Source organism: Tardiphaga sp. GW821-FHT12E02, assembly GCF_058807155.1.
The window spans coordinates 2341415-2366143 of sequence record NZ_JBXAQK010000001.1 but is presented as its reverse complement, the minus strand read 5'-3'; the positions used below and the strand labels follow the sequence as shown (position 1 = coordinate 2366143).

The 24729-nt window shown below is 63.0% G+C and carries 17 protein-coding genes; 5 read left to right on the top strand and 12 right to left on the bottom strand.

The features are described 5' to 3' along the window. Window position 1 precedes the first annotated feature (1 nt). Entirely contained in the window at window positions 2-2278 is a 2277-nt protein-coding gene (locus tag AC1RQ5_RS11170) for a fused MFS/spermidine synthase (protein WP_493198943.1), read from the bottom strand. Window positions 2279-2541: 263 nt separating this feature from the next. On the opposite strand from AC1RQ5_RS11170, the gene AC1RQ5_RS11165 reads away from it, so the two are divergent. From AC1RQ5_RS11165 to AC1RQ5_RS11150, 4 genes are all read left to right on the top strand, one after another. After that, window positions 2542-4143: a phytoene desaturase family protein gene (locus AC1RQ5_RS11165; RefSeq protein WP_493198941.1), complete on the top strand. Its 1602-nt coding sequence runs from the start codon at window positions 2542-2544 to the stop codon at window positions 4141-4143. A 203-nt stretch (window positions 4144-4346) separates the two neighbouring features. Then, window positions 4347-5234, top strand: coding sequence for a 50S ribosomal protein L11 methyltransferase (locus tag AC1RQ5_RS11160; RefSeq protein ID WP_493198939.1), 888 nt, complete (start codon window positions 4347-4349; stop codon window positions 5232-5234). 366 nt (window positions 5235-5600) lie between these two features. After that, window positions 5601-7439: an aminopeptidase P family protein gene (locus AC1RQ5_RS11155; protein WP_493198938.1), complete on the top strand. Its 1839-nt coding sequence runs from the start codon at window positions 5601-5603 to the stop codon at window positions 7437-7439. 118 nt (window positions 7440-7557) lie between these two features. Then, on the top strand, window positions 7558-8823 hold the full coding sequence (locus tag AC1RQ5_RS11150; RefSeq protein WP_493198936.1) for a multidrug effflux MFS transporter: 1266 nt from the start codon (window positions 7558-7560) through the stop codon (window positions 8821-8823). Window positions 8824-9011: 188 nt separating this feature from the next. Here the strand turns inward: AC1RQ5_RS11150 and ligA are convergent, their stop codons facing one another. The 9 genes from ligA to AC1RQ5_RS11105 form a co-directional block, all read right to left on the bottom strand. Further along, on the bottom strand, window positions 9012-11162 hold the full coding sequence (gene ligA, locus AC1RQ5_RS11145) for an NAD-dependent DNA ligase LigA (RefSeq protein ID WP_493198934.1): 2151 nt from the start codon (window positions 11160-11162) through the stop codon (window positions 9012-9014). Window positions 11163-11227: 65 nt separating this feature from the next. Then, on the bottom strand, window positions 11228-11512 hold the full coding sequence (locus AC1RQ5_RS11140; protein ID WP_493198932.1) for a GIY-YIG nuclease family protein: 285 nt from the start codon (window positions 11510-11512) through the stop codon (window positions 11228-11230). Window positions 11513-11691: 179 nt separating this feature from the next. Then, window positions 11692-13365, bottom strand: a complete 1674-nt coding sequence (recN, locus tag AC1RQ5_RS11135; protein WP_493198930.1) for a DNA repair protein RecN — start codon at window positions 13363-13365, stop codon at window positions 11692-11694. Window positions 13366-13378: 13 nt separating this feature from the next. Further along, window positions 13379-14272: an outer membrane protein assembly factor BamD gene (locus AC1RQ5_RS11130; RefSeq protein ID WP_398480347.1), complete on the bottom strand. Its 894-nt coding sequence runs from the start codon at window positions 14270-14272 to the stop codon at window positions 13379-13381. Window positions 14273-14539: 267 nt separating this feature from the next. Beyond that, on the bottom strand, window positions 14540-15514 hold the full coding sequence (gene lpxC, locus AC1RQ5_RS11125; protein ID WP_398480349.1) for a UDP-3-O-acyl-N-acetylglucosamine deacetylase: 975 nt from the start codon (window positions 15512-15514) through the stop codon (window positions 14540-14542). A gap of 345 nt (window positions 15515-15859) precedes the next feature. Continuing rightward, window positions 15860-17608, bottom strand: coding sequence for a cell division protein FtsZ (gene ftsZ, locus AC1RQ5_RS11120; protein ID WP_493198927.1), 1749 nt, complete (start codon window positions 17606-17608; stop codon window positions 15860-15862). 99 nt (window positions 17609-17707) lie between these two features. After that, window positions 17708-19036: a cell division protein FtsA gene (ftsA, locus tag AC1RQ5_RS11115; RefSeq protein ID WP_398480353.1), complete on the bottom strand. Its 1329-nt coding sequence runs from the start codon at window positions 19034-19036 to the stop codon at window positions 17708-17710. After that, window positions 19033-20037, bottom strand: coding sequence for a cell division protein FtsQ/DivIB (locus AC1RQ5_RS11110; RefSeq protein ID WP_493198926.1), 1005 nt, complete (start codon window positions 20035-20037; stop codon window positions 19033-19035). The genes ftsA and AC1RQ5_RS11110 overlap by 4 nt, the downstream gene beginning before the upstream one ends. 330 nt (window positions 20038-20367) lie before the next feature. Continuing rightward, window positions 20368-21378 (bottom strand): D-alanine--D-alanine ligase family protein, encoded by a 1011-nt coding sequence (locus AC1RQ5_RS11105; protein ID WP_493198924.1) that lies wholly within the window; start codon window positions 21376-21378, stop codon window positions 20368-20370. Between the two features lie 155 nt (window positions 21379-21533). Between AC1RQ5_RS11105 and AC1RQ5_RS11100 the strand changes: the two genes are divergently transcribed. Next, window positions 21534-22352, top strand: coding sequence for a bestrophin-like domain (locus AC1RQ5_RS11100; RefSeq protein WP_493198922.1), 819 nt, complete (start codon window positions 21534-21536; stop codon window positions 22350-22352). On the opposite strand, the gene murB is transcribed toward AC1RQ5_RS11100, so the two are convergent. Further along, on the bottom strand, window positions 22349-23230 hold the full coding sequence (murB, locus tag AC1RQ5_RS11095) for a UDP-N-acetylmuramate dehydrogenase (RefSeq protein ID WP_493203385.1): 882 nt from the start codon (window positions 23228-23230) through the stop codon (window positions 22349-22351). The genes AC1RQ5_RS11100 and murB overlap by 4 nt on opposite strands. A gap of 46 nt (window positions 23231-23276) precedes the next feature. Continuing rightward, complete coding sequence (gene murC / locus AC1RQ5_RS11090) at window positions 23277-24680, bottom strand: UDP-N-acetylmuramate--L-alanine ligase (protein ID WP_398480362.1); 1404 nt, start codon at window positions 24678-24680, stop codon at window positions 23277-23279. Window positions 24681-24729 lie beyond the last annotated feature (49 nt).

Genomic DNA, 24729 nt, shown 5'->3' with positions numbered 1-24729 from the left:
CTTACGTATCGCCATCCCGCAACCGGCGCCAGACAGCGCCGAGGATGTTGGAATAGTCATCGGTCCACACGCGCTGATCCGGCTTGGCCGGTGTCAGCGTCCATGAGGAGGACGGCTGGGCTATCGTGCCGACATCCGCATCATTACGCGCGGAAATCACGACATTGGTTGAAAAGATATATTCGGCATCGCGGCCGGTATCCTCGTTGAACACCCAGCTCTTCAGTCCGTTTGCATCGGCAATGCCTGTCACCACGCTCGCCAGCTCAAGGTGGCGGTTGGAGACATGCATCACCACGGCGCCATCGGGCGCCAGCTTGGCCTTGTAGATCGCCATCGCCTCCTGGGTCGCCAGATGGATCGGGATCGCATCCGACGAATACGCATCGACGATGATGAGGTCGTAGGCGCCGTCCGCTTCCTTCGTGAAAGTGAGCCGTGCATCGCCGATCACAGGCTTGATGTCGGGCTGGCATTTCGAGATGTAGCTGAAATATTTCGGATCGCGCGCGGTATCGACCATGGTCTGGTCGATTTCGAAGAACTTCCAGTTCTCTCCCGGCGCCTGCGCACAGACCAGCGAGCCCGAACCGAGACCGATGACCGCCACGCGCAGCGGCGCGCCCTTGCGCGCCCGCATGGCGGCGATCGCCTGCCCCATGCCGCCATCCTTGTAATAATAGGAGATCGGCTCCGGGCGACCCGTCACCGGCGTGCCGTCATCGTTGAGATATTTCTCGGCGCCATGAATGGTCGTGCCATGTAGCAGCACATGATATTGGCCATTGGCGGTGACCTGGATCTTGTGCACGCCGAAGAAGCTCCGCACCGTCTCGACGCGGCCATCATCGGCGGGATAGATGCGCAGCAGCGCCAGCGCGAGCACGGTGATGCCGAGATATTCGAGGCGGCTGGCGCGCAAACGCGACACGATCATCGCGATCATCGCAACCGCGGCAATCACATAGACGCGCTGGGTATCGAGCCAGTTGAACAGCTTGCCGGTCGTGTAGCTCGGCGCGATCAAGGCGACAGCCGCGATCAGCAGCAACAGCCAGTACAGACCGCGCCAGCCGGCATAGCGCCCGACCCGCGCCGGGAGGCACAGCACCGCCAATGCGACCAGGATCGGATATTCGGCAATCCACGAGAAGGTATAGGGTGCAATCAGTCCGGCAAACAGGCCGCCGACCATGCCGCCGAAGGACAGCGAGACATAGAAGCCGGTGAGATAGCGCGCGGCCGGACGGCTCTGCGCCAGTTCGCCATGGCATCCCATGGCGATGATGAAGAAAGCCAGCTGATGACCGCCCAAGGTCAGCAACAGGTTCTGCTCGCCGCCCACGGCCAGCAACACGATCACGCCGGCAATGGCCAGCGGCATCGCCATCAGCATCAGCCAGTGCGGCAGCAGCGGGCGCGACTGGAACACCAGCACCCAGGTCAGGAGATAGAGCGACAGCGGCAGCACCCAGAGCAGCGGCGCCGCGGCGACGTCCGTCGAGATGTGCGCGGTGACGGCGATCAAGAGGCCCGACGGCACGGCGGCGAGGAAGATCCAGCGCAGCCTCTGCATCCAGCTCGGCGCCGGTGCAGCGGCTTCTTCAGCCTCAGGCGAGGCGACAGCAATGGCGGGCGAGCGCATCAGCAGGAAACCGCAGCCGGCGATCAACACGATGAGCAGGCCGTAACCGGAGGTCCAGATCAGGTTCTGCGTGCGCAGCGAGAACATCGGCTCCAGCAGCACCGGATAGGACAGCAGCGCGAGAAAGCTGCCGATATTTGACGAGGCATAGAGGAAATACGGATCGCCGCCATCGGGATGCCCGGTGCGCACGAACCAGGCCTGCAGCATCGGATTATTGGCCGCGAGCGCAAAGAACGGCAGGCCGATGGAAACCGCGAACAGGCCGAGCAGCCAGAACGCATAGCCGCTGTCCGGCGGCTCGCCCCACCCTGTTGCGATGGCCAGCGGCAGCGTCAGCAGCGCGGCCACCAGCAGCAGCACATGAATGACGACCGGAAGCACGCGGCTGCGCAGCTGCATCAGGTAATGCGCATAGGCATAACCGCCGAGCAGCAGCGACTGGAAGAAGACCATCGCCACCGACCAGACGGCGGGCGAGCCACCGAGCCGCGGCAGCACCATCTTGGTGAAGAGCGGCTGCACCGAGAACAGCAGCAGTGCACTGACGAAGATCGCGGCCGTATAGACCGTCAGTAGCAGGCGATTGCGGGAGGCCGAGTTTGGGGCGGCGGACGGCTGCGACGAACTCATGAACTCTCCGGAGACGAATCGTGACGGCAAATCCCGTCATTGCGAGGAGCCCTTGCGACCAAGTAATCCAGATCATCCCTGTGGCTTCTGGATTGCTCCGGCGCCAAAGGCGCCTCGCAATGACGGGGTGGGCGAATGGAGCATAGAGTACCCATTCGGGCAATCCGGGCTAACCATGGAACCGGATTGGCGTCTCCATGGCCTTGTGCCGCAGGGCCGCCTCTTCGATAAAGGGCGCTCTATCAGATGGTGTTGAACCGGACATGTCAGACCACGACGTTGTGATCATTGGCGCCGGCCATAACGGCCTGACTTGCGCGGCCTATCTCGCGATGGCGGGACTGCGCGTGAAAATGGTCGATCGCCGCAGCGTGGTCGGTGGTGCCGCGGTGACCGAGGAGTTTCACCCCGGCTTCCGCAACTCCGTGGCGTCCTACACTGTCAGCCTGCTCAATCCGCAGATCATTGCCGACCTCAAATTGCATCAGCACGGGCTGAAGATCGTGGAGCGCAAGGCACAGAATTTTCTGCCCGCGCCCGATGGCTCCTATCTGCTGACAGGCGAAGGCCGCACCCAAGCGTCCGTGGCAAGGCTCAGCGCCCATGACGCCGAACGGATCGGCGCCTTCTCGCAACAGCTCGAGGTGATCGCCGACGTGCTGCGCGCCTTCGTGCTGCGTGCACCGCCGAATGTGGTGCAGGGCTTCGGGCTCGGCACCATTTCCGAAGCGATCAATGCGCTCGGCACCGCGAAGATCCTGAACGAACTCAGCATCGAGCAGCAGCGTATCCTGCTCGACCTCTTTACCTGCTCTGCCGGCGAGATGCTCGACGACGTGTTCGAACATGACCTGGTCAAGGCGCTGTTCGGCTTCGATGCAGTGGTCGGCAATTATGCGAGCCCTTATGCGGCCGGCTCCGCCTATGTGATGCTGCATCACGCCTTTGGCGAGGTGAATGGCAAGAAGGGCGTCTGGGGCCACGCAATCGGCGGCATGGGTGCGATTACCCAGGCGATGGCCGCCGCCGCGCGCAGCCATGGCGTCGACATCACACTCGGCAATGGCGTGCGCGAAGTGCTTGTGGAGCGCGATCGCGCTGTCGGCGTGGTGCTAGAGAATGGCGAGACCATTCGCGCGAAATATGTCATCTCCAACGTCAACCCGAAGCTTCTGTATACGCGGCTGACGCCGGCGGATGCACTGCCAAAGCCGTTTCGCGAACGCATGGCCAACTGGCGCGGTGGCTCCGGCACTTTTCGCATGAATGTAGCGCTGAGTGCCCTGCCCTCATTCACCGCGCTACCCGGCACTGGCGATCATCTCACTGCCGGCATCATCATCGCTCCCAGCCTCAGCTACATGGAGCGCGCCTGGCTGGACGCCAAACAGGACGGCTGGAGCAAGCAGCCGATCGTCGAGGTGCTGATCCCTTCCACCCTCGATGACAGCCTTGCGCCTCCGGGCCAGCACGTCGCCAGCCTGTTCTGCCAGCATGTGGCGCCCGAACTGCCGAACGGCATGTCATGGGACGATCACCGCGACACGGTGGCCGATCTGATGATCAAGACGGTGGATGACTACGCCCCCGGCTTCAAAGCCAGCGTGATCGGCCGGCAGACGCTGTCACCGCTCGATCTCGAGCGTGATTTCGGCCTGATCGGCGGGGATATTTTTCACGGGGCGCTCAGCCTGAACCAGCTGTTCTCGGCGCGGCCGATGCTGGGCCATGCCGATTATCGCGGGCCGCTGAAGGGGCTCTATCACTGCGGTTCCGGGGCCCATCCCGGCGGCGGCGTGACCGGCGCGCCCGGCCATAATGCGGCGAAGACGGTGCTGCGGGATCACCGGGCGCTGTTTGGATAAGCCTGTGCGCAGACTGTGGATAAGTCCGTGCACAGTCTGTGATTTTTGACGGGAAAAGCCTGTCGGCAAGTCCGGGATAAACGGTGCACGGCTCCGGTATAAAGCGGCGCAATTCCGGTGCATCAGCCGGGTATCATCGACGGGATAAACCCTGTACGAAACGCGGATAAACCCTTGCATGTCCTGTTCACGACGGATCCGCGATGACCCCACAAGGCACCAGCCGCGCCACCTTCGCCGTCGGCGATGAATTCAGCGCCAAGCGCATCGTCGATCTGCTCACCGAGAGTTTTGAGGAAGGCGAAGCAGCGATCGCGGCCTTCGAGAATCCGCAGGGCCGCTGGGACGTCACCGTGCATTTCGCCGATCCGCCGGACGAAGCCTCCATCCGCAATCTGGTTTCCCTCGCGTCCGACGACACGGTGGCCGGCAGCATCGTGTTCGATACGATCGAGGCCAAGGACTGGGTGAAGGAAAGCCTCGAAGGCCTCGTGCCGGTGCGCGCCGGACGTTTCATCGTCCATGGCAGCCATGATCGCGACAAGGTGCGCGACAACCAGCTCGGCATCGAGATCGAAGCCGCGCTGGCTTTCGGCACCGGCCATCACGGCACCACGCGCGGCTGCCTGATCTATCTCGATTACGTGCTGCGCTCGAAGGCGCCGAAGCGCATTCTCGATCTCGGCACCGGCACCGGCGTGCTGGCCATCGCGGCGGCCAAGGCCACCAAGAAGCATGTGCTTGCCACGGATATCGATGCGATGTCCGTGAAGGTGGCGCATGAAAATATGAAACTGAACGGCGTCGGCAATCTCGTCGAGACGGTCTGCGCGACCGGCTTCTCATCGCCGACGATTGCCAAGCATGCTCCGTTCGATCTGATCCTGGCCAACATTCTCGCCAATCCATTGCGCGCCATGGCCACCGATATGGAGCGGCACATGGCGAGCAATGGCATGATCATCCTGTCGGGTCTTCTGCCGCATCAGGCGACGAGCGTGATCGTGGCCTATCGTGCACGCGGGCTGGTGCTGCTGAAGCAGCAAATCATCGAAGGCTGGAGCAGCCTGCTGATGCAGCGGGCGGGATGATCAGTTCGAAGACTGTTGATCCGACGACGGTTGTTCCTCGCGGACGCGCGCGATGACGAAACGACCAAGAACCTGGATAACGTTTTCTCTGGGCTGCGGCGTGGCGACACCTCGCGACTGAGGCTGCGACTGTGCGGATTGGCGCGGCGGGGAAATCTTCTCGAACGTAAAAGCGGGCATGGTGTCTTCCCTCTTCGTTGAGTTGAACACAAAGACCTAACGGTCTCCGCAAGGGCAACAAATCGCGGCACCGGATGGTTCCGCATTTGTAACCGTTGCCGAAATTCAAGCATAACCTGTGCCAGCTTTTCGCAACCCTGCTCCTCGATTGCCGGCGCCAGAACGCACCAATAGGATATCGGCACCATGTTTGAAGCCCATTTCCAGACCTTTGAAGAGCCCGAGGGCGGCGTCGCGCTGGCGGCGCGGTTGGCTGCGTTTCGTGAGGAATTGTTGCGCAGGAAGCTGACCGGCTTCGTGATTCCCCGCGCAGACCAACAGCAGAACGAATATGTGCCGCCAGCGGATGAGCGGCTGGCCTGGCTTACCGGTTTCACCGGCTCGGCCGGCATGGCCGTGGTGCTGTTGCAGGACGCCGCGATATTTGTTGATGGCCGCTACACGGTGCAGGCACCCAAACAGGTCGATACCAGCGCCTGGAGCGTCCAGTCGCTGGTCGAGCCACCGCCGGAAAGCTGGCTCACGGATCATCTGAAAGCGGACGACCGCCTCGGATTTGATCCGTGGCTGCACACAACAGCAGCAGCGGAGCGCCTGAAGGCCGCCTGCGCCAAGGCCGGCGCGGAGCTCGTGGCCGTCGAGACCAACCCGGTCGATGCCGTCTGGCATGAGCGGCCCACTGCGCCGCTCGGGGCGGTGACAATCCATCCGATGGAATATGCCGGCGAAAGCGAGGTCGACAAGCTCGCGCGCATTCGCGCCGAGATCACGCGGCTTGGCGTCGACGCCATCGTGCTGTCCGACTCCCATGCGGTGGCCTGGACCTTCAATATCCGCGGCGCCGACGTGTCGCACACGCCGTTGCCGCTGTCCTATGCGCTGGTGCCGAAGGATGGGCGGCCACTGGTCTTCATCGACCATCGCAAGCTGTCTAACAGTTCACGCAATCATCTCGAAGCCTCGGCCGATGTGCAGGAGCCGGATGCCCTGATGACCGCGCTGCGCGACCTCGCCGCAACCGGCGCATCGATCGCACTCGACAGCGCGACGGCGGCCGATGCGCTGAGCCAGTTGATCACGACGGCCGGCGGCAGGCCGGTGCGTGGCAGCGACCCCATTGCCATGCTCAAGGCGATGAAGAACCCGGTCGAGATCAAGGGCACCATGACCGCGCATCGTCGCGATGCCGTGGCGCTGGCAAAGTTTCTTGCCTGGATCGATCGCGAGGCCCCAAAGGGTGGCCTGACCGAGATCGACACCGTGGAAGCACTGGAGACCTTCCGCCGCAATACGGGGGCGCTGAAGGATGTGTCGTTCCCGACCATCGCCGGCACCGGACCGAATGGCGCCATCGTGCATTACCGCGTCACCCGCAAGAGCAACCGCCGCATCGCGCCGGGCGATCTGCTGCTGATCGATTCCGGCGCACAATATGAAGACGGCACCACCGACGTGACCCGCACCATCGCCATCGGCGAGCCCACCGACGAAATGCGCGACCGTTTCACCCGCGTGCTGCGCGGACACATCGCCATCGCGCGCGCCGTGTTTCCGGACGGCACGACCGGCGCGCAGATCGACTCTTTCGCGCGCCAGTTCCTTTGGCATGCCGGGCTCGATTTCGCCCATGGCACGGGCCACGGCGTCGGCTCCTATCTGTCGGTGCATGAAGGGCCGGCGCGCATCTCCAAGCTCGGTACCACGCCGCTGAAGCGCGGCATGATCCTCTCCAACGAACCCGGCTACTACAAGACCGACGCCTTCGGCATCCGCATCGAGAACCTCGAATTGGTGGTGGAAGCAAAGATCGACGGCGCCGAGCAGCCGATGAACGAATTCCAGACGCTGACATTGGCGCCGATCGATCGCCGGCTGATCAACGCCCATCGCATCAGCAAGCGCGAACTCACCTGGATCAATGACTACCACGCCCGCGTCCGCCGCGAGATCACACCATTGATCGACGACGCCGAGACGCGGAACTGGTTGCATGCGGCGACCGAGCCGCTGGTCGTCTCCGAATGATCCGTCGGCCCATCCCACGTCATTGCGAAGACCCGAAGGCGACGAAGCAATCCAGAAGGCCACGCAAGGGAACAACTGGATCGCTTCGTCGCTACGCTCCTCGCAATGACGGTCAATGATGACTGAACTCAAATCCATCGACCTCACCCGCTCCCGCGTGATGCTGCTCCTGCTGGTCGTGATGACCGGCATCGCGCCGATCTCGCTCTATATGCTGGTGCCGGCACTGCCCGAGCTCGCCCGCACCTTCGAGGCCGACATCTCCATCGCGCAGATGACGGTATCGCTCTATATGGTCGGGCTCGCCTTCTCGCAGCTGATCATGGGGCCGCTGTCCGATCGCTTCGGCCGCAAGCCGGTGCTGCTCGCCGGGCTCAGCCTGATGGTGATCGCCGGCATCGGATCGAGTTTTGCGACCACGCTGCCGCAATTGATCGCCGCCCGCTTCTTCCAGGCGCTCGGCGGCGCCACGGGGATGGTGATGAGCCGCGCCATCATCCGCGACCTCTATCCGCGCGAGCGGGTCGGACCGATGATCAGCCTCGTCATCGCCGTGATGATGATCGCGCAGATGCTCTCACCTCTGGCCGGCGGCCTGATCGAGACCGGCTTCGGCTGGCGCGCGATCTTCTACACGGTCACCGCCGCTTCGCTCGTCGTGACGCTGGCGATCGCGTTGCTGCTGCCGGAGACGCGCAAGCGCGCAACCAGCGATGCGGGCGGCGGCGGGTTCATCGCCGACTCGAAAGTCCTGTTCGGCAGCCGCGCCTTTATCGGCTATCTGTTCTGCTATGTAATGGCATCGTGGATCATCTTCACTTTCGCCGGCGGCGGCCCCTATGTGGTCGTCAACCAGATGGGCCGCACGTCGGCTGAGTATGGCGCCTGGTTTGCGACCTCGGGCCTCGCTTATCTGCTCGGCAATCTCGCCTGCGTGCGTTTCGCGCCACGGCGGACCATCGAGCAGTTGATCTGGTTCGGCCTTGCGCTGCAATTCGCCGGCGCCCTGCTCAATGTGGTGTGGGGACTGACCGGGCTGAACCAGAACCCGTCCTGGCTGTTCCTCACCCATATGATCGTGATGTTCGGCAACGCCTTCGTGATGTCGAACGGCGCTGCCGGCGCGCTCAGCATCCGGCCGCAGGCCGCGGGGGCTGCGTCGGGCATGATGGGCTTCATGCAGATGGGTTTTGGCTCGCTGTGCTCGCAGGGTGGCGCCTGGCTCGGCGGACATTTTGCGACGCCCGTGGCGCTCAATCTTTCACTGGTCGTGCTGTCCTGCGGCTGCGCGGCAGCGATGATCTTTCTGGTGCCGCGACGGAACGTGGTGGTGACCGAGAAGATGATGGAGAAGGCGGAGAGCGAAGAGAGCGGATTGATGTAGGCGCCTTCTCCCTCCCCCAAGCCGCGTAGCGGCGCCGTGGGGAGGGTGGATCGAAGAGAGCGTTCAGCGCGCTTCGAGACGGGTGGGGTGCTTCAGCAAGCTCCGATGTCACGTGGGGATAGACCCCGCCCCCGCCTATCGGCGGACCCTCCCCATTCGCTTCGCTCCGGGGAGGGAGGTCAATGGCATCATCCGCCAATCAACGCCAGCCACTCGTCCTCGGTCAGCACCGCCACACCCAGATCGCGCGCCTTGGCAAGCTTCGAGCCGGCATCTTCACCTGCGACGACGTAGTCGGTTTTCTTCGACACCGAACCCGCGACCTTCGCGCCCAAACGCTCAGCCGAAGCCTTCGCTTCGTCGCGCGTAAATTTCGTCAGCGATCCCGTGAACACCACTGTCTTTCCAGCCACCGGCGTGTCGGTCTTGGCCTGCGCGACATCGAGTACCTCGATCTCATCGAGCAATTCGTCGAGCGCCTTGACGTTGCGTTTCTCGGCGAAGAACTCGACCACGGCATCGGCCACGATCTCGCCGACCCCGCCGATATTGTTCAGATCCTGATACGCCTCCGACGTATTGCCCTCCTCGCTTTGTCCGGCCGCCGCAGCCAGCATCGCCTCGCGAAACACGGTGAAGGAGCCGTAATGTCGTGCCAGCAGCTTGGCATTGCCTTCGCCGATATGGCGAATGCCGAGCGCAAAGATCAGGCGATTGAGCTCGATCTTTCGTCGCTCGTCGATGGCGGCGAACAGATTGCGCACCGAGACCTCGCCATAGCCTTCGCGGTCGCGCAGCTTCTTGCTGTTGCGCTCGTCGCGTTTTGCCAGCGTGAAGATGTCGACGGGATGCATGATGATGCCCTCGTCATAAAATTCCTGGATCTGCTTGTCGCCGAGGCCGTCGATATCGAAAGCAAGCCGCGACACGAAATGCTTGAGCTTCTCGACGGCCTGCGCCGGACACACCAGCGCACCCGTACAACGCGTGACGACTTCGTCGTTCTCGCGGATCGCATGGCTGCCGCAGACCGGACATTTGTCAGGGAATGCATACCGCTTCGCGGTTGTCGGGCGCTTCTCAAGGATGACATTCACGACCTGCGGGATGACGTCACCAGCACGCTGGACGATCACCGTGTCGCCCTCGCGAATGTCGATGCCATCGCGCAGCTGCTGGCCGTCATTGCCGATGCCGGCAATATAATCCGCATTGTGCAGCGTCGCATTCGAGACCACGACGCCACCGACCGTGATCGGCGTCAGCCGTGCCACCGGAGTCAGTGCGCCGGTGCGGCCGACCTGGATGTCGATCTTTTCGAGCACGGTGGTCGCCTGTTCGGCCGCGAATTTATGCGCGATGGCCCAGCGCGGCGCGCGGCCGGCAAAGCCGAGGCGCGCCTGCCAATCGATGCGATCGACCTTGTAGACGACCCCGTCGATGTCATAGCCGAGTGTCGCCCGGATCTCGCCGATACGGCGATAGAAGGCGAGCGCGCCATCGACGCTCTTGCACAGTGTGATCTCGGGATTGACGGTGAAGCCGGCCTTGTCCAGCCAGGCGATCATCGCGTGCTGGGTCGGTTCGGGCATCGGATAGTCCGACATCTCGCCCCAGGCATAGGCGAAGAATTTCAGCGGCCGCGACGCGGTGATCGCCACGTCCTTCTGGCGCAACGAGCCGGCGGCGGAATTGCGCGGATTGGCGAAGACGGTGTCGCCGGCTTCTTCCTGCTTCCTGTTGAGCGCGAGGAAATCGCTCTTGAGCATATAGACCTCGCCACGCAACTCGCAGGCGGCGGGGATGTGCTTACCTTTCAGCGTGTTCGGAATGTCCTTGATCGTGCGGACATTGGCGGTGACATCCTCGCCGGTAAAGCCATCGCCGCGGGTGGCGGCATGAATCAGCTCGCCATTCTCGTAGCGCAGCGACAGCGAGAGGCCGTCGATCTTTGGCTCGGCGACGAGCGCGGGGATTTCGTCCAGCTTGAGGAAGCGTTGAATGCGCTCCACGAATTCGGTGACGTCGTCGTCGCTGAAGGCATTGCCGAGCGAGAGCATTGGAACAGCGTGCTGGATTTTGGCGAAGCCGCGCGCGGGAGCGGCCCCCACGGTCTGGGTTGGCGAATCCGTTGCCACGAGCTCGGGAAACTTCGCTTCGATGTCTTCGACGCGGCGACGCAGCGCATCATAGTCGGCGTCAGAGATTGTTGGCGCATCGTCCTGATAGTAGCGCTTGTTATGCGCCTCCATCTCCAGCGACAGCCGCATCAGCTCGATCTTGGCTTTCGGCTTGGTGAGCGTGGAGATGTCAGTGGGGGTTTTGGGGGATTTGGCCATGCGCACCGCTTTCGTCATTCCGGGGCGCGCGCAGCGCGAACCCGGAATCTCATGATGTTTTGCTCTTACAGGATCGAGGCATACAAATCATGCCATTCGGGATTGTTCGCCTCGATCAGCGCGACCTTCCAGTCGCGTCGCCATTTCTTCAATTCCTTCTCACGTGTGATGGCGATCAGCGGATCATCGTAGATCTCGAACCAGACCAGCAGATGCACGTTGTAGCGCGAGGTGAAGCTTTTCACCGCATTCGTCTTATGTTCGTAGACACGCCGAATGAGATCATTGGTGATGCCGATATACAGCACACCATTCTTCTTCGAGGCGAGCATGTAGACGTAATACGACATGGGCTGAAGTGTTTGGCAGGATGGTGCGAAACACAATGGGATTTCGACACAGACAGTCATTCCGGGGGCGCGCGCAGCGCGAACTCGGAATCTCAGCATCGTAGCCCGCGGCAACAGAGTGCAACATTCCGAGGTTCCGGGTTCGCGCCTTCGGCGCGCCCCGGAATGACACCGTGGGGTTACGCCGCGCCCTTCAGCAGCCGGTCCGCCGCAGCCCTTGCTTCCGCGGTAATCTCAGCCCCCGCCAGCATGCGCGCGATTTCCTCGCGGCGGTGGTCGTCGGCGAGCGTGTTCACATTGGTCGCCACGCGCTTGCCCTTATCAAGGGCGGCCTTGGAGATCAGCAGGTGCTGGTCGGCGCGTGCGGCCACCTGTGGTGCGTGCGTCACCGCCATCACCTGCACCTTGCCAGCCAGACGGCCCAACCGCGCACCGATGGCATCAGCCACCGCGCCACCGACACCGGTATCGATTTCATCGAACACCAGCGTGGGCGCCGACCCCTTGTCGGACAGCACCACTTTCAGCGCCAGCAGGAAGCGCGAGAGTTCGCCGCCGGAGGCGACTTTCATCATCGGACCCGGTCGCGTGCCGGGATTGGTCTGCACCCAGAATTCGACACGGTCGATACCCTGCGGGCCGGGCGTGGCCGCGTCGGTATCGACCTGGGTGATGAATTTGGCGCGCTCCAGCTTGAGTGGCGCGAGCTCGGCGATGACGGCCTTGTTCAGCTTCTCGGCCGACTTGATCCGTGCAGCCGAAAGCTTGGCAGCAGCGGCAGCATATTTCGCGTCGGTTTCGATCGCCGCCTTTTCCAGCTTCTGCAACTGGCCGGCGCCGGCATCAATGGTGGCGACATCGGCGTAGAATTTTGCAGCCAGCGCGGCCAGGCCATCCACCGGCGTCGAGAATTTGCGGGCGGCAGCGCGCAGCGCGAACAAGCGCTCCTCGATGCGCTCCAGCTCGGCGGGATCGAAATCGGCGGCGATGAGGGCTGCGCTGAGATGCTGGTCAGCCTCCTCCAGCGCATTGATGGCGACGTCGATGGCCTTTACCGCAGGCTCGACCAGCGTCGGCGACGAGCCGGCCCGGCGCTCCAGTCGGCGCACGGCGGCGGCCAATGCGGAGATCGGCGAATGCGGGCCGGAAACGGCCTCCTGCGCCTCGCGCAGATCGGAGGCGATCTTCTCGCCCTGCATCATGCCGGTGCGGCGCTCGGCGAGCGCGGTCTCCTCGCCGTCCTTCGGATTGAGCTTCTTCAGCTCATCGGCGGAATGGCGGAGATAATCGGCGTCGCGGGCGGCGCGCTCCATATTGGCGCGATGCGTCTCAAGAGCCGTATAGGCAGCCTTGCGGGCATCCCACAGCGCTTCCAGCGCGACGACGTCCTTGTCCAGCCCGGCGAAGGCGTCAAGCAGCCGGCGATGGCTGGCGGCGTCCACAAGCGCCCGGTCGTCATGCTGGCCGTGAATTTCGACCAGGGCGGCACCGATCGTTTTCAGCGTCTGCACGCTGACGGTCTGGTCGTTGATGTAAGCGCGGGTGCGGCCATCGCCGAACTGCACGCGGCGGAGAATCATCTCGCCGGTGTCGTCGTCGAAACCGTTGTCCTTGAGCAGGCTGAGGGCGGGATGGTCTGGGGCAAGATCGAAAGCGGCAGTCACCTGCCCCTGCTCCGCGCCATGGCGGACCAGGCCCGCATCGCCGCGACCGCCGAGGGCCAGAGCGAAGGCGTCGAGGAGAATCGATTTGCCGGCGCCGGTCTCGCCGGTGAGCACCGCGAGACCTCGTGCGAATTCGATATCGAGCCGCTCGATCAGGACGATGTCACGGATCGACAGACGAGCGAGCATGGGAGGACGATTCCTAGCCGAGGCCGATTCGCTTGAAGGCCCTTGAAATATAGGAGCCCTTGTTCTCGCTCGGTTCGAGACCGCCCGACTTTACAATATTGTAGGCGTCTTTGTACCAGCGGCTGTCAGGAAAATTGTGGCCAAGCACGGCGGCGGCCGTCTGCGCCTCGCCGACCACGCCGACAGTCATATAGGCCTCGGTCAGGCGCATCAGCGCCTCCTCGACATGGCGGGTGGTCTGGTACTGGGTGACCACGGTCTTGAAGCGGTTGATGGCGGCGGTGTAGTCGCGCTTCTTCATGTAGTAGCGGCCGATATCCATTTCCTTGCCGGCGATCTGGTCGCGCGCGCCTTCCAGCTTCTGCTTGGCGGAGGTGGCGTATTCAGAGGTCGGATATTTGCGGACGACCTCCTCGAGCGCAGCCATGGCCTTTTCAGTACGGCCCTGATCGCGCGAGATGTCCGGGATCTGGTCGTAATGCGAGGCGGCGATCAGATATTGCGCATAGGCAGCATCAGGGCTGCCGGGATGCAGCGTCACATAGCGCGTGGCCGAGCCGATGCAGGTGTCGTAGTCGCCGGTCTGATAGGCGGCGTAAGCAGACATCAGCAGCGATTTGCGCGCCCATTCCGAATACGGATGCTGGCGATCGACTTCCTCGAACTTCTTCGAGGCCGCCTTGGGATCCTTGCTCTGGTTCATGAGGTACAGACCCTCATTATAGAGCTTGTCGGCGGGCTCATCGACGAACTGGTCATCCTTCTTGCTGAACTTCTCCCACAGCGCGCCGGTGCCACAGCCGGCCAGCGGCACGGCCAGCACGATCAGGCCGACAGCAAGCCGAAGCGGACGCTTCAGGCGCTGGAGTTCATCACGAAAGGAAAGCGCGAAACGCTGTGCCGACATCTATTCTTGCCTGACGTCTGTGTGCGGGCGCCTCAACGACGCCCTGAATGCGGTGCTCTGCGCGCCAACCGCGCCCCGATACGAACCAGCCGAAACAAGCCCGTGGTCATGATCCCCGACCGCGCGCCTGTTTATCTGAAGGCCGTTCGTTAACCAACCGGATACGGACGCATTTCGCCGGGATTGTGGCGAAAGAGGTGTGGAGACAGGTAGTTATGGTTACTGAGGGTGTCGGACGCTGGAACGCGTCCAAAACGGCGTACCGGATCAGGACACGTCCGGCCCGAAAGCCGGGCTCAGGCCGCCGAGCACGCCCGAGGTGACGTCAGCCGTGGCACGGCCGCGGCGGGCGGGTGCCTGAACGGACACCGCATCGGCCTCGACGATCTTCCAGGCCGAACGATCGGCCATCAGCGCCTTGAGGACTTCGTTGTTGAGCTTGTGGCCGCCGCGCACCGAGCGATAGGCACCGAGAATCGGCAGGCCGGCCAGTGCGAGATCGCCGATCGCGTCCAGGACCTTGTGACGGGCGCATTCGTCGGCGTAGCGGAGGCCTTCGGTGTTGAGGAGCTTGGTGTCGTCGAACACGACAGAGTTTTCGAAGGAGGCGCCGAGCGCGAAACCGGCGCTCCAGAGGCGGGCCACGTCGTTCATGCAGCCAAAGGTACGGGCGCGGGCGACGTCACGGCGGAAGGATTCGGGATTGAGGTCGAGCACATAGCTCTGACGGCCGATGGCGGGATTGTTGAAGTTGATTTCGATTTCGGCACGAAAGCCGGACGCATGGGGGCGGAATTCACCGAAACTATCGCCGATGGCAACCTGCACCGGTTTCAGCACCTGGATGAAGCGGCGGCGGGCGCCCTGCTCCACTACGCCAGCCTGATCGATGGCGGCAACGAAAGCGGCGGCCGAACCATCCATGATCGGCACTTCCGGGCCGTCGACCTCGATGGTGGCATTATCGATGCCCATGCCGCGAAGGGCTGCAAGGACATGTTCGGCGGTGGAAACGATGGGGCCTTCACGATCGCCGAGCACGGTGGCAAATTCAGTGGCGATGACGGATTTGGCGGTGGCCTGAACTTCACGATCCGGACCTTCAAGCCCGGTGCGGACGAAGATATAACCGGCATCGACGGGAGCAGGTCCAAGGGTCAGGCTGACAGGTTTTCCGGAATGGACGCCGACACCAGTGACGGTGGCCTGCGCTCCAAGCGTGGTCTGTCGGCTGAAAGTCATATGTTACCCACCCAAATAGACCTCTCGTCATGAGAGGGACTCACTCGAACCAACCTTGCGGCTATCCGAGCCCCCGAGTCGCAGTCACATTAACCCTTGCCACAAAGTGCGCCAACTCACGCTTTCTAACCGATTGTTACCCAACCTCTGCCGTAATCCGGCCGGTTGTTAACCAAGGTTTCTGGCGGTTTCCGCACCGACAAGATGCGAGAGCGGCGACGCACACTGAAATTAAGTAAATAAAATCAATAGATTAATGAATCATGACGCCTTTAGCAGCATGCCCACGAAAAAGCCCCGGTCACATGACCGGGGCTTAATCTTGATGGCAATTGTTACAGGCGATCAGTTCGACTGGCGGCGCAGGAAAGCCGGGATATCGAGATGATCATCGCCTTGTGGCGCGGGAGCCACAGGTGCCGGACGACCATGGAGGTCGAGACCCTGCGGGGCCGGACGGCGAGCATATTCGGACACCGGCGGCTCATTGCCCATCTGCTGGGCAACCGAACGCTGCGGCTTGCGTTCCGGCAGCGGCGGCATCGGGGCCATGGCGGGAGCCTGCGAACGGCCGGACACCGGAGCTTCCGATTCCTCGTCGCGACGGCCGAGGCCGACATTGGCGAGGCGCTGCAGCAGCGACAGGCGCTGCTTCTGCGGTTCCTCATCGGCTTCACCGCGCGCCTGGCGGATCTCGGCCTGGGCCGGCATCGGCAGTTCCTCGAACTTCGGCATGCGCGGGGCGCGAACCGGAGCCAGATGAGCCGCTGGCGGAATGAACTGCTCCGGAAGCGGCGCTTCCATCGGGGCTTCCTGGCGCGGAGCTTCCGGGAACAGCGACGGCTTCTGCGCAATCGGGCGAACGGTCACGTCGCCATAGGTGTTGCTCTGCGCTTCTGGCGCAACGGCAGCAGCGATGGCGGCGAGAGCGGCGCGTTCGTGATTGTTGGACGGCGCGCGCGGAGCGGGCGCGGCGGCAGGCGCCGGAGCACCCTTGGCGGCAGCAGCAGCGGCGATGCGCTGGTTGTCGGCGCGCAGGCGGGCAGTCAGATCAGCGAGACGGGTGTCCGGCTGCGCGGCGACGGCTGCGGCCGGAGCCGACACCGGGGCCGGCGCGCGGGCCAGCTGGGCCTGCTCGATGCCGGTCGCGACAACAGAGACGCGGATCACGCCGTCGAGGCTCTCGTCGAAGGTGGCGCCGACGATGATGTTGGCGTCCGAATCTACTTCCTCGCGGATGCGGGTTGCGGCTTCGTCGACTTCGAACAGGGTCAGGTCCTTGCCGCCGGTGATCGAGATCAGGAGGCCCTTCGCGCCCTTCATGGACGAATCGTCGATCAGCGGGTTGGCAATGGCGGCTTCAGCGGCGGTCAATGCGCGCTTCTCACCGGTGGCTTCGCCGGTGCCCATCATCGCCTTGCCCATCTCCTTCATGACTGCGCGCACGTCGGCGAAGTCGAGATTGATGAGGCCTTCCTTCACCATCAGGTCGGTGATGCAGGCGACGCCCGAGTAGAGCACCTGGTCGGCCATCGCGAAGGCGTCGGCAAACGTGGTCTTCTCGTTGGCAACCCGGAACAGGTTCTGGTTCGGGATGATCAGAAGGGTATCGACCACCTTGTGCAGCTCGTTGATACCAGCTTCGGCGGTGCGCATGCGGCGCTGACCTTCAAAGTGGAACGGCTTGGTGATGACGCCGACGGTCAGGATACCCATGTCGCGGGCGGCCTTGGCGATGACCGGAGCGGCACCGGTGCCGGTGCCGCCGCCCATGCCGGCGGTGACGAACACCATGTTGGCGCCCGTGAGGTGATCACGCAGTTCGTCGATCACTTCCTGGGCGGCGGCAGCGCCGACATCCGGCTGCGAACCGGCGCCGAGACCCTGGGTCACCTGGGTGCCCATCTGCACGATGCGCTGCGCCTTCGACATGGTCAGCGCCTGCGCGTCCGTATTGGCGACGACGAAGTCGACGCCCTGCAGACCGGCGGTGATCATGTTGTTGACGGCGTTGCCGCCGGCGCCACCGACACCGAACACGGTAATACGGGGCTTCAGCTCGCTGATATCAGGAACGTTGAGATTGATGGTCATGAGTTTGCCTCTCGTATTAAGCGCGAATTGTGTGGTCTTGCCGGTGGCTTGAAGCCGGTGGCGTCGATGACGGAATGTGCGTTGTCTGGAAAAATCTCATCAGAAGCCCTCGCGTAGCCATCGGCCGACCTTTCCGAAGTATCCGCCGCCGTCGGTGCCGGTCTTGAGTTGCCGCGTATGGCGCGGCTCGACATGTTCGAGGTGGGCGAATTGCGGATACACCAGCAGGCCCGACGGCACGGCGAAGGATGCACTCTTCGCCTCGTTGGGCAGGCGGCCGAAGCCGAGCGGGCGCGCGACGCGCACCGAGCGACCAAGAATCTGCGAGCCGAGTTCGACCAGGCCGGTGAGCTGGGAGGCGCCGCCCGACAGCACCACGCGTGCGCGCGGTTCTGCAGCGAAAGGCGAATCCGCAAGCCGATCCCGGATCATTTCGAAAATCTCCTCGGCACGCTGGCGCACAATGTTTGCAATCGTGGCGCGTGACACGGCCTGCGGATAATCGCGGTCGTTATCGCCTGCCGTCGGCACGTTCATCATTTCACGCGCGTCGGAGCCACCTGTCAGCACGGTGCCATATAACGTCTTGATTCGCTCGGCATCCGCAATGCAGCAGCCGAGTCCGCGCGCGAGATCCATGGTGATGTGTTGCCCGCCTACCGCAAATCCGGAGGCGTGAACGATGCGGCCACCTGAATAAGTAGCAATCGTCGTGGTCCCCGCCCCCATCTCGACGACGGCGGCACCGAGATCGGTCTCGTCATCGGTGAGCACGGAGAGTCCGGCGACATAAGGCGCTGCCGCCATCGCTTCGACATTAAGATGGCAGCGCTCGACCACGAGCATCAGATTGCGCGCGACGGTAGCGTCCGCGGTGATGACATTCATATCGACGCCGAATTGCGACGCGACCATGCCCTTGGGATCGCGAATGCCCTTCACGCCATCGAGCGAATAGCTCACCGGCAGCGCGTGCAGCACGGTGCGGCCCGGCGGCGTCGCATGACGCATGCCTGTGGAGGTGACGCGCGCCATATCGGCAGCGGTGACGGCACCACCCTTGATATCGGCGGAGGCTTCGATGAGCTGGCCCTGCAGGCGACCGGCGGAGACCGACAGCAAAACGGATTCGACGCGGACCTTGGCCATGCGCTCGGCGAGTCCGACGGCCTGGCGCACCGATTGCTCGGCTTCGCCCATATCGACCACCGCACCGGACTTCACGCCGCGCGACTGGATCTGGCTGTAGCCGATCAGCTCGACCGCATGGGTACGCCCACGCAGCGCCTCGTTCGGCGCACACGGACGCAGACGCGCGATCATGCACGCGATCTTGCTGGTGCCGACGTCGAGCGACGCCACCAACGCGGTGCGGTTGGCCGCCATCTGGCGCGTCTTCGGCGCCTGGTTGCGATCCAGCCCGCTCATGCTGCGCCTGCTTTCTTCTTGGCTTTATCTTGCGCCTTGAACTGCTCTTCGCGAGCCTTCGCGGCCTCTTCCGACAGACGCACGGTCAGGCGATCCGGCAAGCGCATGTCGATGGCGACGATGTCGCGCGAAAACAGGCGATCATCGCGGTCGAGCTTGCTCAGCATCGCCAGCGCATTGCCGACATCGTTTTCGGGCAGGCGAATATCGAGATTATCGTTGAGGCGCAGATTCCAGCGGCGCTCGCCCACATAGATCGCAGCCTTGGTGACGGCGCGGACTTGCGGATAACGATCGAGCAGCGCGATGAAATCCTTGGCCGCGGCGTCCGCGCCCTTGCCCACCACCAGCGGCAGTTTGACGAAGCGGCTCGGCACGTAGTTTTCGAGCACGGCGCCATCATCGGCGATAACGGCCAGCTTGCCCTCTTCCTGCCAAAGCGCGAAAGCGGTGCGCTCGGTGACATCGATCTGCAGGCGATCCGGATACAGCTTCAGCACATTGGCGTCGGCAATCCACGGATTGGCCTTGAGCTTGTCGCGCACGGCAGCGGCATCGACGAACAGCAGCGACGATCGGCCATTGATGCCGCCGATGGCTAGGATCTCGTCCTGGGTCAGCTGCTTGCGGCCGTTGAGGATGACCGAGGAAATGCGGAACCCGGCCGCATTGGCCGCAGCATTGCGGGTGTCCTTGAAGGCCTCGACCACTTCGTCGACATGTTCGCCTTTGACGACGCCGAAACCGACGCTGCCGGCAAGCATCAGCAGCGTCGCTGCGATACCGACGCGGCGCGGGACATAGCGCTCGATGAAGATGACGAGTTTGCTGGTGCTCGGCTCGCGCTCGGGTGCCTTGCGGTTCTTCAGGGCCGAGACGGAACGCTCGAGCGGCGCCAGCCGCTCACGCAGCAGGATGCCTGCCCCCCGGGCCGCCATCTTGAGGTCAGCTTGGGGCCTCAGCGATCCGACCGACCGAGAGAGGCGTCCTCCACCATCCATTCCACGAGCTCGTCACAAGTTGTGCCCGCATTTTCGCGGGTCAAAAGCGCTGATGACCTCTCGGCAGACCGGAACGGACCAAGTGTCTGAAAAGACAGCATTTCCATCGTTACGCGACGATACGGAACACCCGCACAGCTCACGCCTCGGCAGCCAAGCGCAACATGCGCCGCCAGCGTTAACCTTCGGCTGTCCTGGTAAACAAAACGTAAAGGGGAAGGATTCAGGGGGCATTTTACCCCGGATTCTGAAGACTTTAGCGGGAGTGTTGCAGCCGGGTGTTAAGGAACCGTGGCGAGCGCAGACGGGCGGCGTTGGGTCGCAGTTTCTTCACCGCACCGAGCGTTTGAGCCCCAACTCAATCTGTCCGTTCAAAAACTCCACAAACCCGATCCCCTGCGCATTCAGCGCCTTGGGGTAGAGCGACGCCTTGGTCAGGCCCGGGAGCGTGTTGGTTTCAAGATAAACCAGGCCATTGGCCGACACGATGAAATCCGAGCGCGAATAGCCGGTGCAGGACATCGCCTTGTGGGCGCGGACAGCGAAATCCTGCAACTGCGCTGTGACCTCCTGCGTGAAACGGCCAGGGCAGATTTCCTGCGTGGACTTGGCGAGATATTTCGCCTCGTAGTCGAAGCCACCGCCGGCCGGGACGATCTCGATGGGCGGCAGCGCGATCACCGAACCATCGCCCTGCTCCAGCACCGCACAGGTCGCCTCGATGCCGGCGACGAATGGCTCGATCACGTAGTCTTCCGTCTTCGCGGCATTGCGGACGGCGACCAGATCCTGCTTGGCATTCACGAACATCAAGCCATAGCTGGAGCCATCGCGCGCCGGCTTGGCGATCAGCTTGCCGTACGTATCAAGCGCCGCTTCCATGTCGCCGAGCGCGATGCCGGCGGCGATCGGAACGCCGGAAATCGCGGCAAAACGCTTGGCTGCCACCTTGTCGAAGGCCAGGTTGGACGATGCAGAACCGGAGCCGGTGAAGGCAACGCCGCGGACTTCGCACATGGCCTGCACTTCGCCATTCTCGGCAGCGCCACCATGCATGCCGAGCACCAGCACGCGTTTCTCGCCCTTTGCGATATCGAGCGCCTGCGGCAGCGAACCGAGCGACTTGCCGTCGGCTCTGAACGGATTTTCGAACGGACGCTCATGGCCCAACAGCGTTGCGCCCGAGGTCTCGTAGACCTGATCGTCGGCGTCCCAGAACCACAAAGCCGCTTCCGGCAGCGCCGAATGAAGTGCCTGCGCCGAAGCGACAGATACCAGCCGCTCCTTGTTCAGCCCCCCGAACACGATGGTGATCAGGTTTGGGGCGATCGAGGCAGTCATTGTCGGATCTCCATGCGAATCACCGCATCGTAACCATAGCGGCAAGGCAATGGCACGGCTGGGCGCGAGTCATATAATGCCTTGTACGACGTCGATGCGCGAGAGCGCAGCGGATATGGTGCAACTGCGCGCCCGGAATCAATGGACGAGATGCGATGACCAGAGCCTGGCTCGACCTGAACACTTTCGGCATCTTCGCCACCCTGTGCGTGTTGTATTACGGCGCGGCGCTTGTCCTGGTCTTTCTCTGCTTCGGCTCCCCGCTGCGTAAACAGATCCAGAAGCTCAACGGCATCGTGGCGCCGTTCTTCTCGTCGGTCGCCATCCTGTTCGGCCTGCTCACCGGCTTTCTGGCGAATGATGTCGGCGAGCGCGGCCGCCACGCGGTGCGCGCCATGCAGGCCGAGGCGAGCGAAATCCGCAATGTCTACGCACTGAGCATAGCCGCGGTATCGGACATGACCGACATCCGAAAGGCGCTGAAGGTCTATGTCAATTCGGTATTGACCGATGAGTGGCCGGCGATGATCCGTGACGAGCCGTCACCGCGCACCGAGGTGGCCTATGATGACGTGCTGCGCGAGGTCAGCGATCTCAGCGTCGGACGCGAGTCCGGAACGCCCGTGCAGGTGGCACTGCTCAGCGCCGTGATCCGCGCCGGCACCGCGCGCAGCGAGCGGCTCAGCATCGCTGCGGACCAGACCAATGACCTGAAATGGGTTTCGGTATTGATCCTCGGCCTGCTCACCCAGGTCGGTCTCGCTTTGGTGCATATGGACCGGCCACGCGCGATGCTGACGGCGCTCACGGTATTCGGCAGCGCCGCCATCGTGGCGCTGGGCCTGATCGCATTGCAGGAACATCCGTATGAAGGCGCATTCCGCGTCTCGAAGGCGCCGCTGCAGCATCTGCTCACTCTGCCGGAACTCGGACCGGGTGCGGCCCTGCCGCAGCCACCGAAGCCAACGGATTAAAGCGCCACACCGATCCGCTTGATCTCCCAATGCAGATCGATGCCGGACTGCGCCAGCACGCGGGCGCGCACGGTATCACCCAGCGTCTCGATGTCATGCGCCGTGGCGTCGCCGGTGTTGATCAGGAAATTGCAGTGCATCTCCGACACCTGCGCGCCACCGACGCGCAGTCCGCGGCAACCTGCAGCATCGACCAGCTTCCAGGCGGAATGACCGGGCGGATTCTTGAACGTCGAGCCGCCGGTCTTCTCACGGATCGGCTGCGCCATCTCGCGATGCGCCTGCACTTCATTCATGCGGATACGGATTGCGGCGGGATCGGTGATCGGCCCGCGAAACTTTGCTGAGGTGAAGATGATCGACGGATCGACACCGCAATTGCGATAGACGAACTGCATGCCGGCATTGTCGAACACATGCTTCTGGCCATCCCGGCCGATGCCAACAGCTTCGATCAGCACATCCTTGGTCTCGCCGCCATTGGCGCCCGCATTCATGCGCAGTGCGCCGCCGATCGAACCGGGAATGCCGAAATAGAATTCGAGACCGCCAATATTCGCAGCGGCGGCCGTTTCCGCGACGCGCTTGTCGAGAGCTGCGGTCCCTGCGGTGACAATATCGCCATCCACCGCGACCTGACCGAAACCACGCGGGCTGAGCCGAATAACAACGCCTTCGATGCCGCCGTCCCGCACGATCAAGTTAGAGCCAACGCCAACGACGGTAACGGGAATGTCGGACGGCAGCTTCGACAGGAAGTAACCGAGATCGTCTTCCTCCGCCGGCGTGAACAGCACCTGCGCGGGACCGCCGACGCGAAACCATGTCAGCGGCGCGAGCGACTCATTCGCGAGCAGACGCCCGCGCAGCTCGGGCATCGCGGCTTTGAGATCGGGGGTGATGTCGGGAAAACCGCTCACGATGTTATCCGAGCGCCTTCAATTCAGCGGGCAGCGCATAAGCCCATTGCGTGATGTTGCCGGCGCCGAGGCACACGACAGTATCGCCGCTCTTCGCCACACCCGCAACGAGGCCAGCAAGCGCGGCCGATTCCGCCAGCGGGATCACTTCGCGATGGCCGTGCGCGCGCAAGCCGAGGACAAAATTATCCCGGTCGATGCCGGCGATCGGCGCTTCGCCGGCGGCATAGACTTCAGCGACGATGACCGTATCGGCATCGTTGAAGCAGGTGCAGAATTCCTCGAACAGCGACTGTAGGCGCGTATAGCGATGCGGCTGCACCACGGCGATGACCTTGCCTGCGGTGCTTTCGCGCGCAGCGCGCAGCACGGCCGCGATCTCGACGGGATGGTGACCGTAATCGTCGATGATGGTGACGCCATTCCATTCGCCGGTCTTGGTGAAGCGGCGCTTGACGCCGCCGAAGGACGAGATCGCCTTGCGGATCTGCGCATCGGAAATGCCGAGCTCATGTGCGACGGCGATGGCCGCCGTTGCATTGAGCGCGTTGTGACGGCCGGGCATCGGCAGCAGGAGATTGTCGATCTCATGGGTAGTTCCGGCCTTGCGATCACGGAACGCGACCTTGAAGGACGAGCCACCATTCGCTGGCTTGAGATCAACCAAGCGCGCATCGGCCTGCGGGTTCTGCCCGTAAGTAATGATGCGGCGATCCTCGATCTTGCCGACGATGGTCTGCACCACGGGATGATCAATGCACATCACCGCAAAACCGTAGAACGGGACGTTCTCGACGAAATTGCGGAAGGCGTCCTGCACAGCGTCAAACGTCTTGAAGTGATCGAGATGTTCGGGATCGACATTGGTGACGATGGCGACATCGGTGGGGAGCTTCAGGAAGGTGCCGTCGCTCTCGTCGGCTTCGACCACCATCCACTCACCGGCACCGAGGCGTGCATTGGTGCCATAGGCGTTGATGATGCCGCCATTGATGACGGTGGGATCGAATTCACCGGCATCGAGCAATGCCGCGACCATCGATGTCGTGGTGGTCTTGCCATGGGTGCCGCCGATGGCAACGCAGCTTTTCAGGCGCATCAGTTCGGCAAGCATTTCAGCGCGACGGACGACGGGAATACGCTGCGCGCGCGCGGCCATCAATTCGGGATTGTCGCGCTTGATCGCGGTCGAGACGACCAGCACATCGGCGCCGGCGACGTTCTCCGCGGTGTGGCCGACATGGATCGTGATGCCCTTCTCGCGCAAACGATTCACATTGGCGTTTTCCGACGCGTCCGAGCCCTGCACGGTGTAGCCGAGATTGCACAGCACTTCGGCGATGCCGCTCATGCCGATGCCGCCGATGCCGACAAAATGAATGGGTCCGATCTCGCGCGGCAGTCTCATGGGGCAATCTCTGTCGTTCGTCACGCCCGACGCAGCACCGGGCACATGA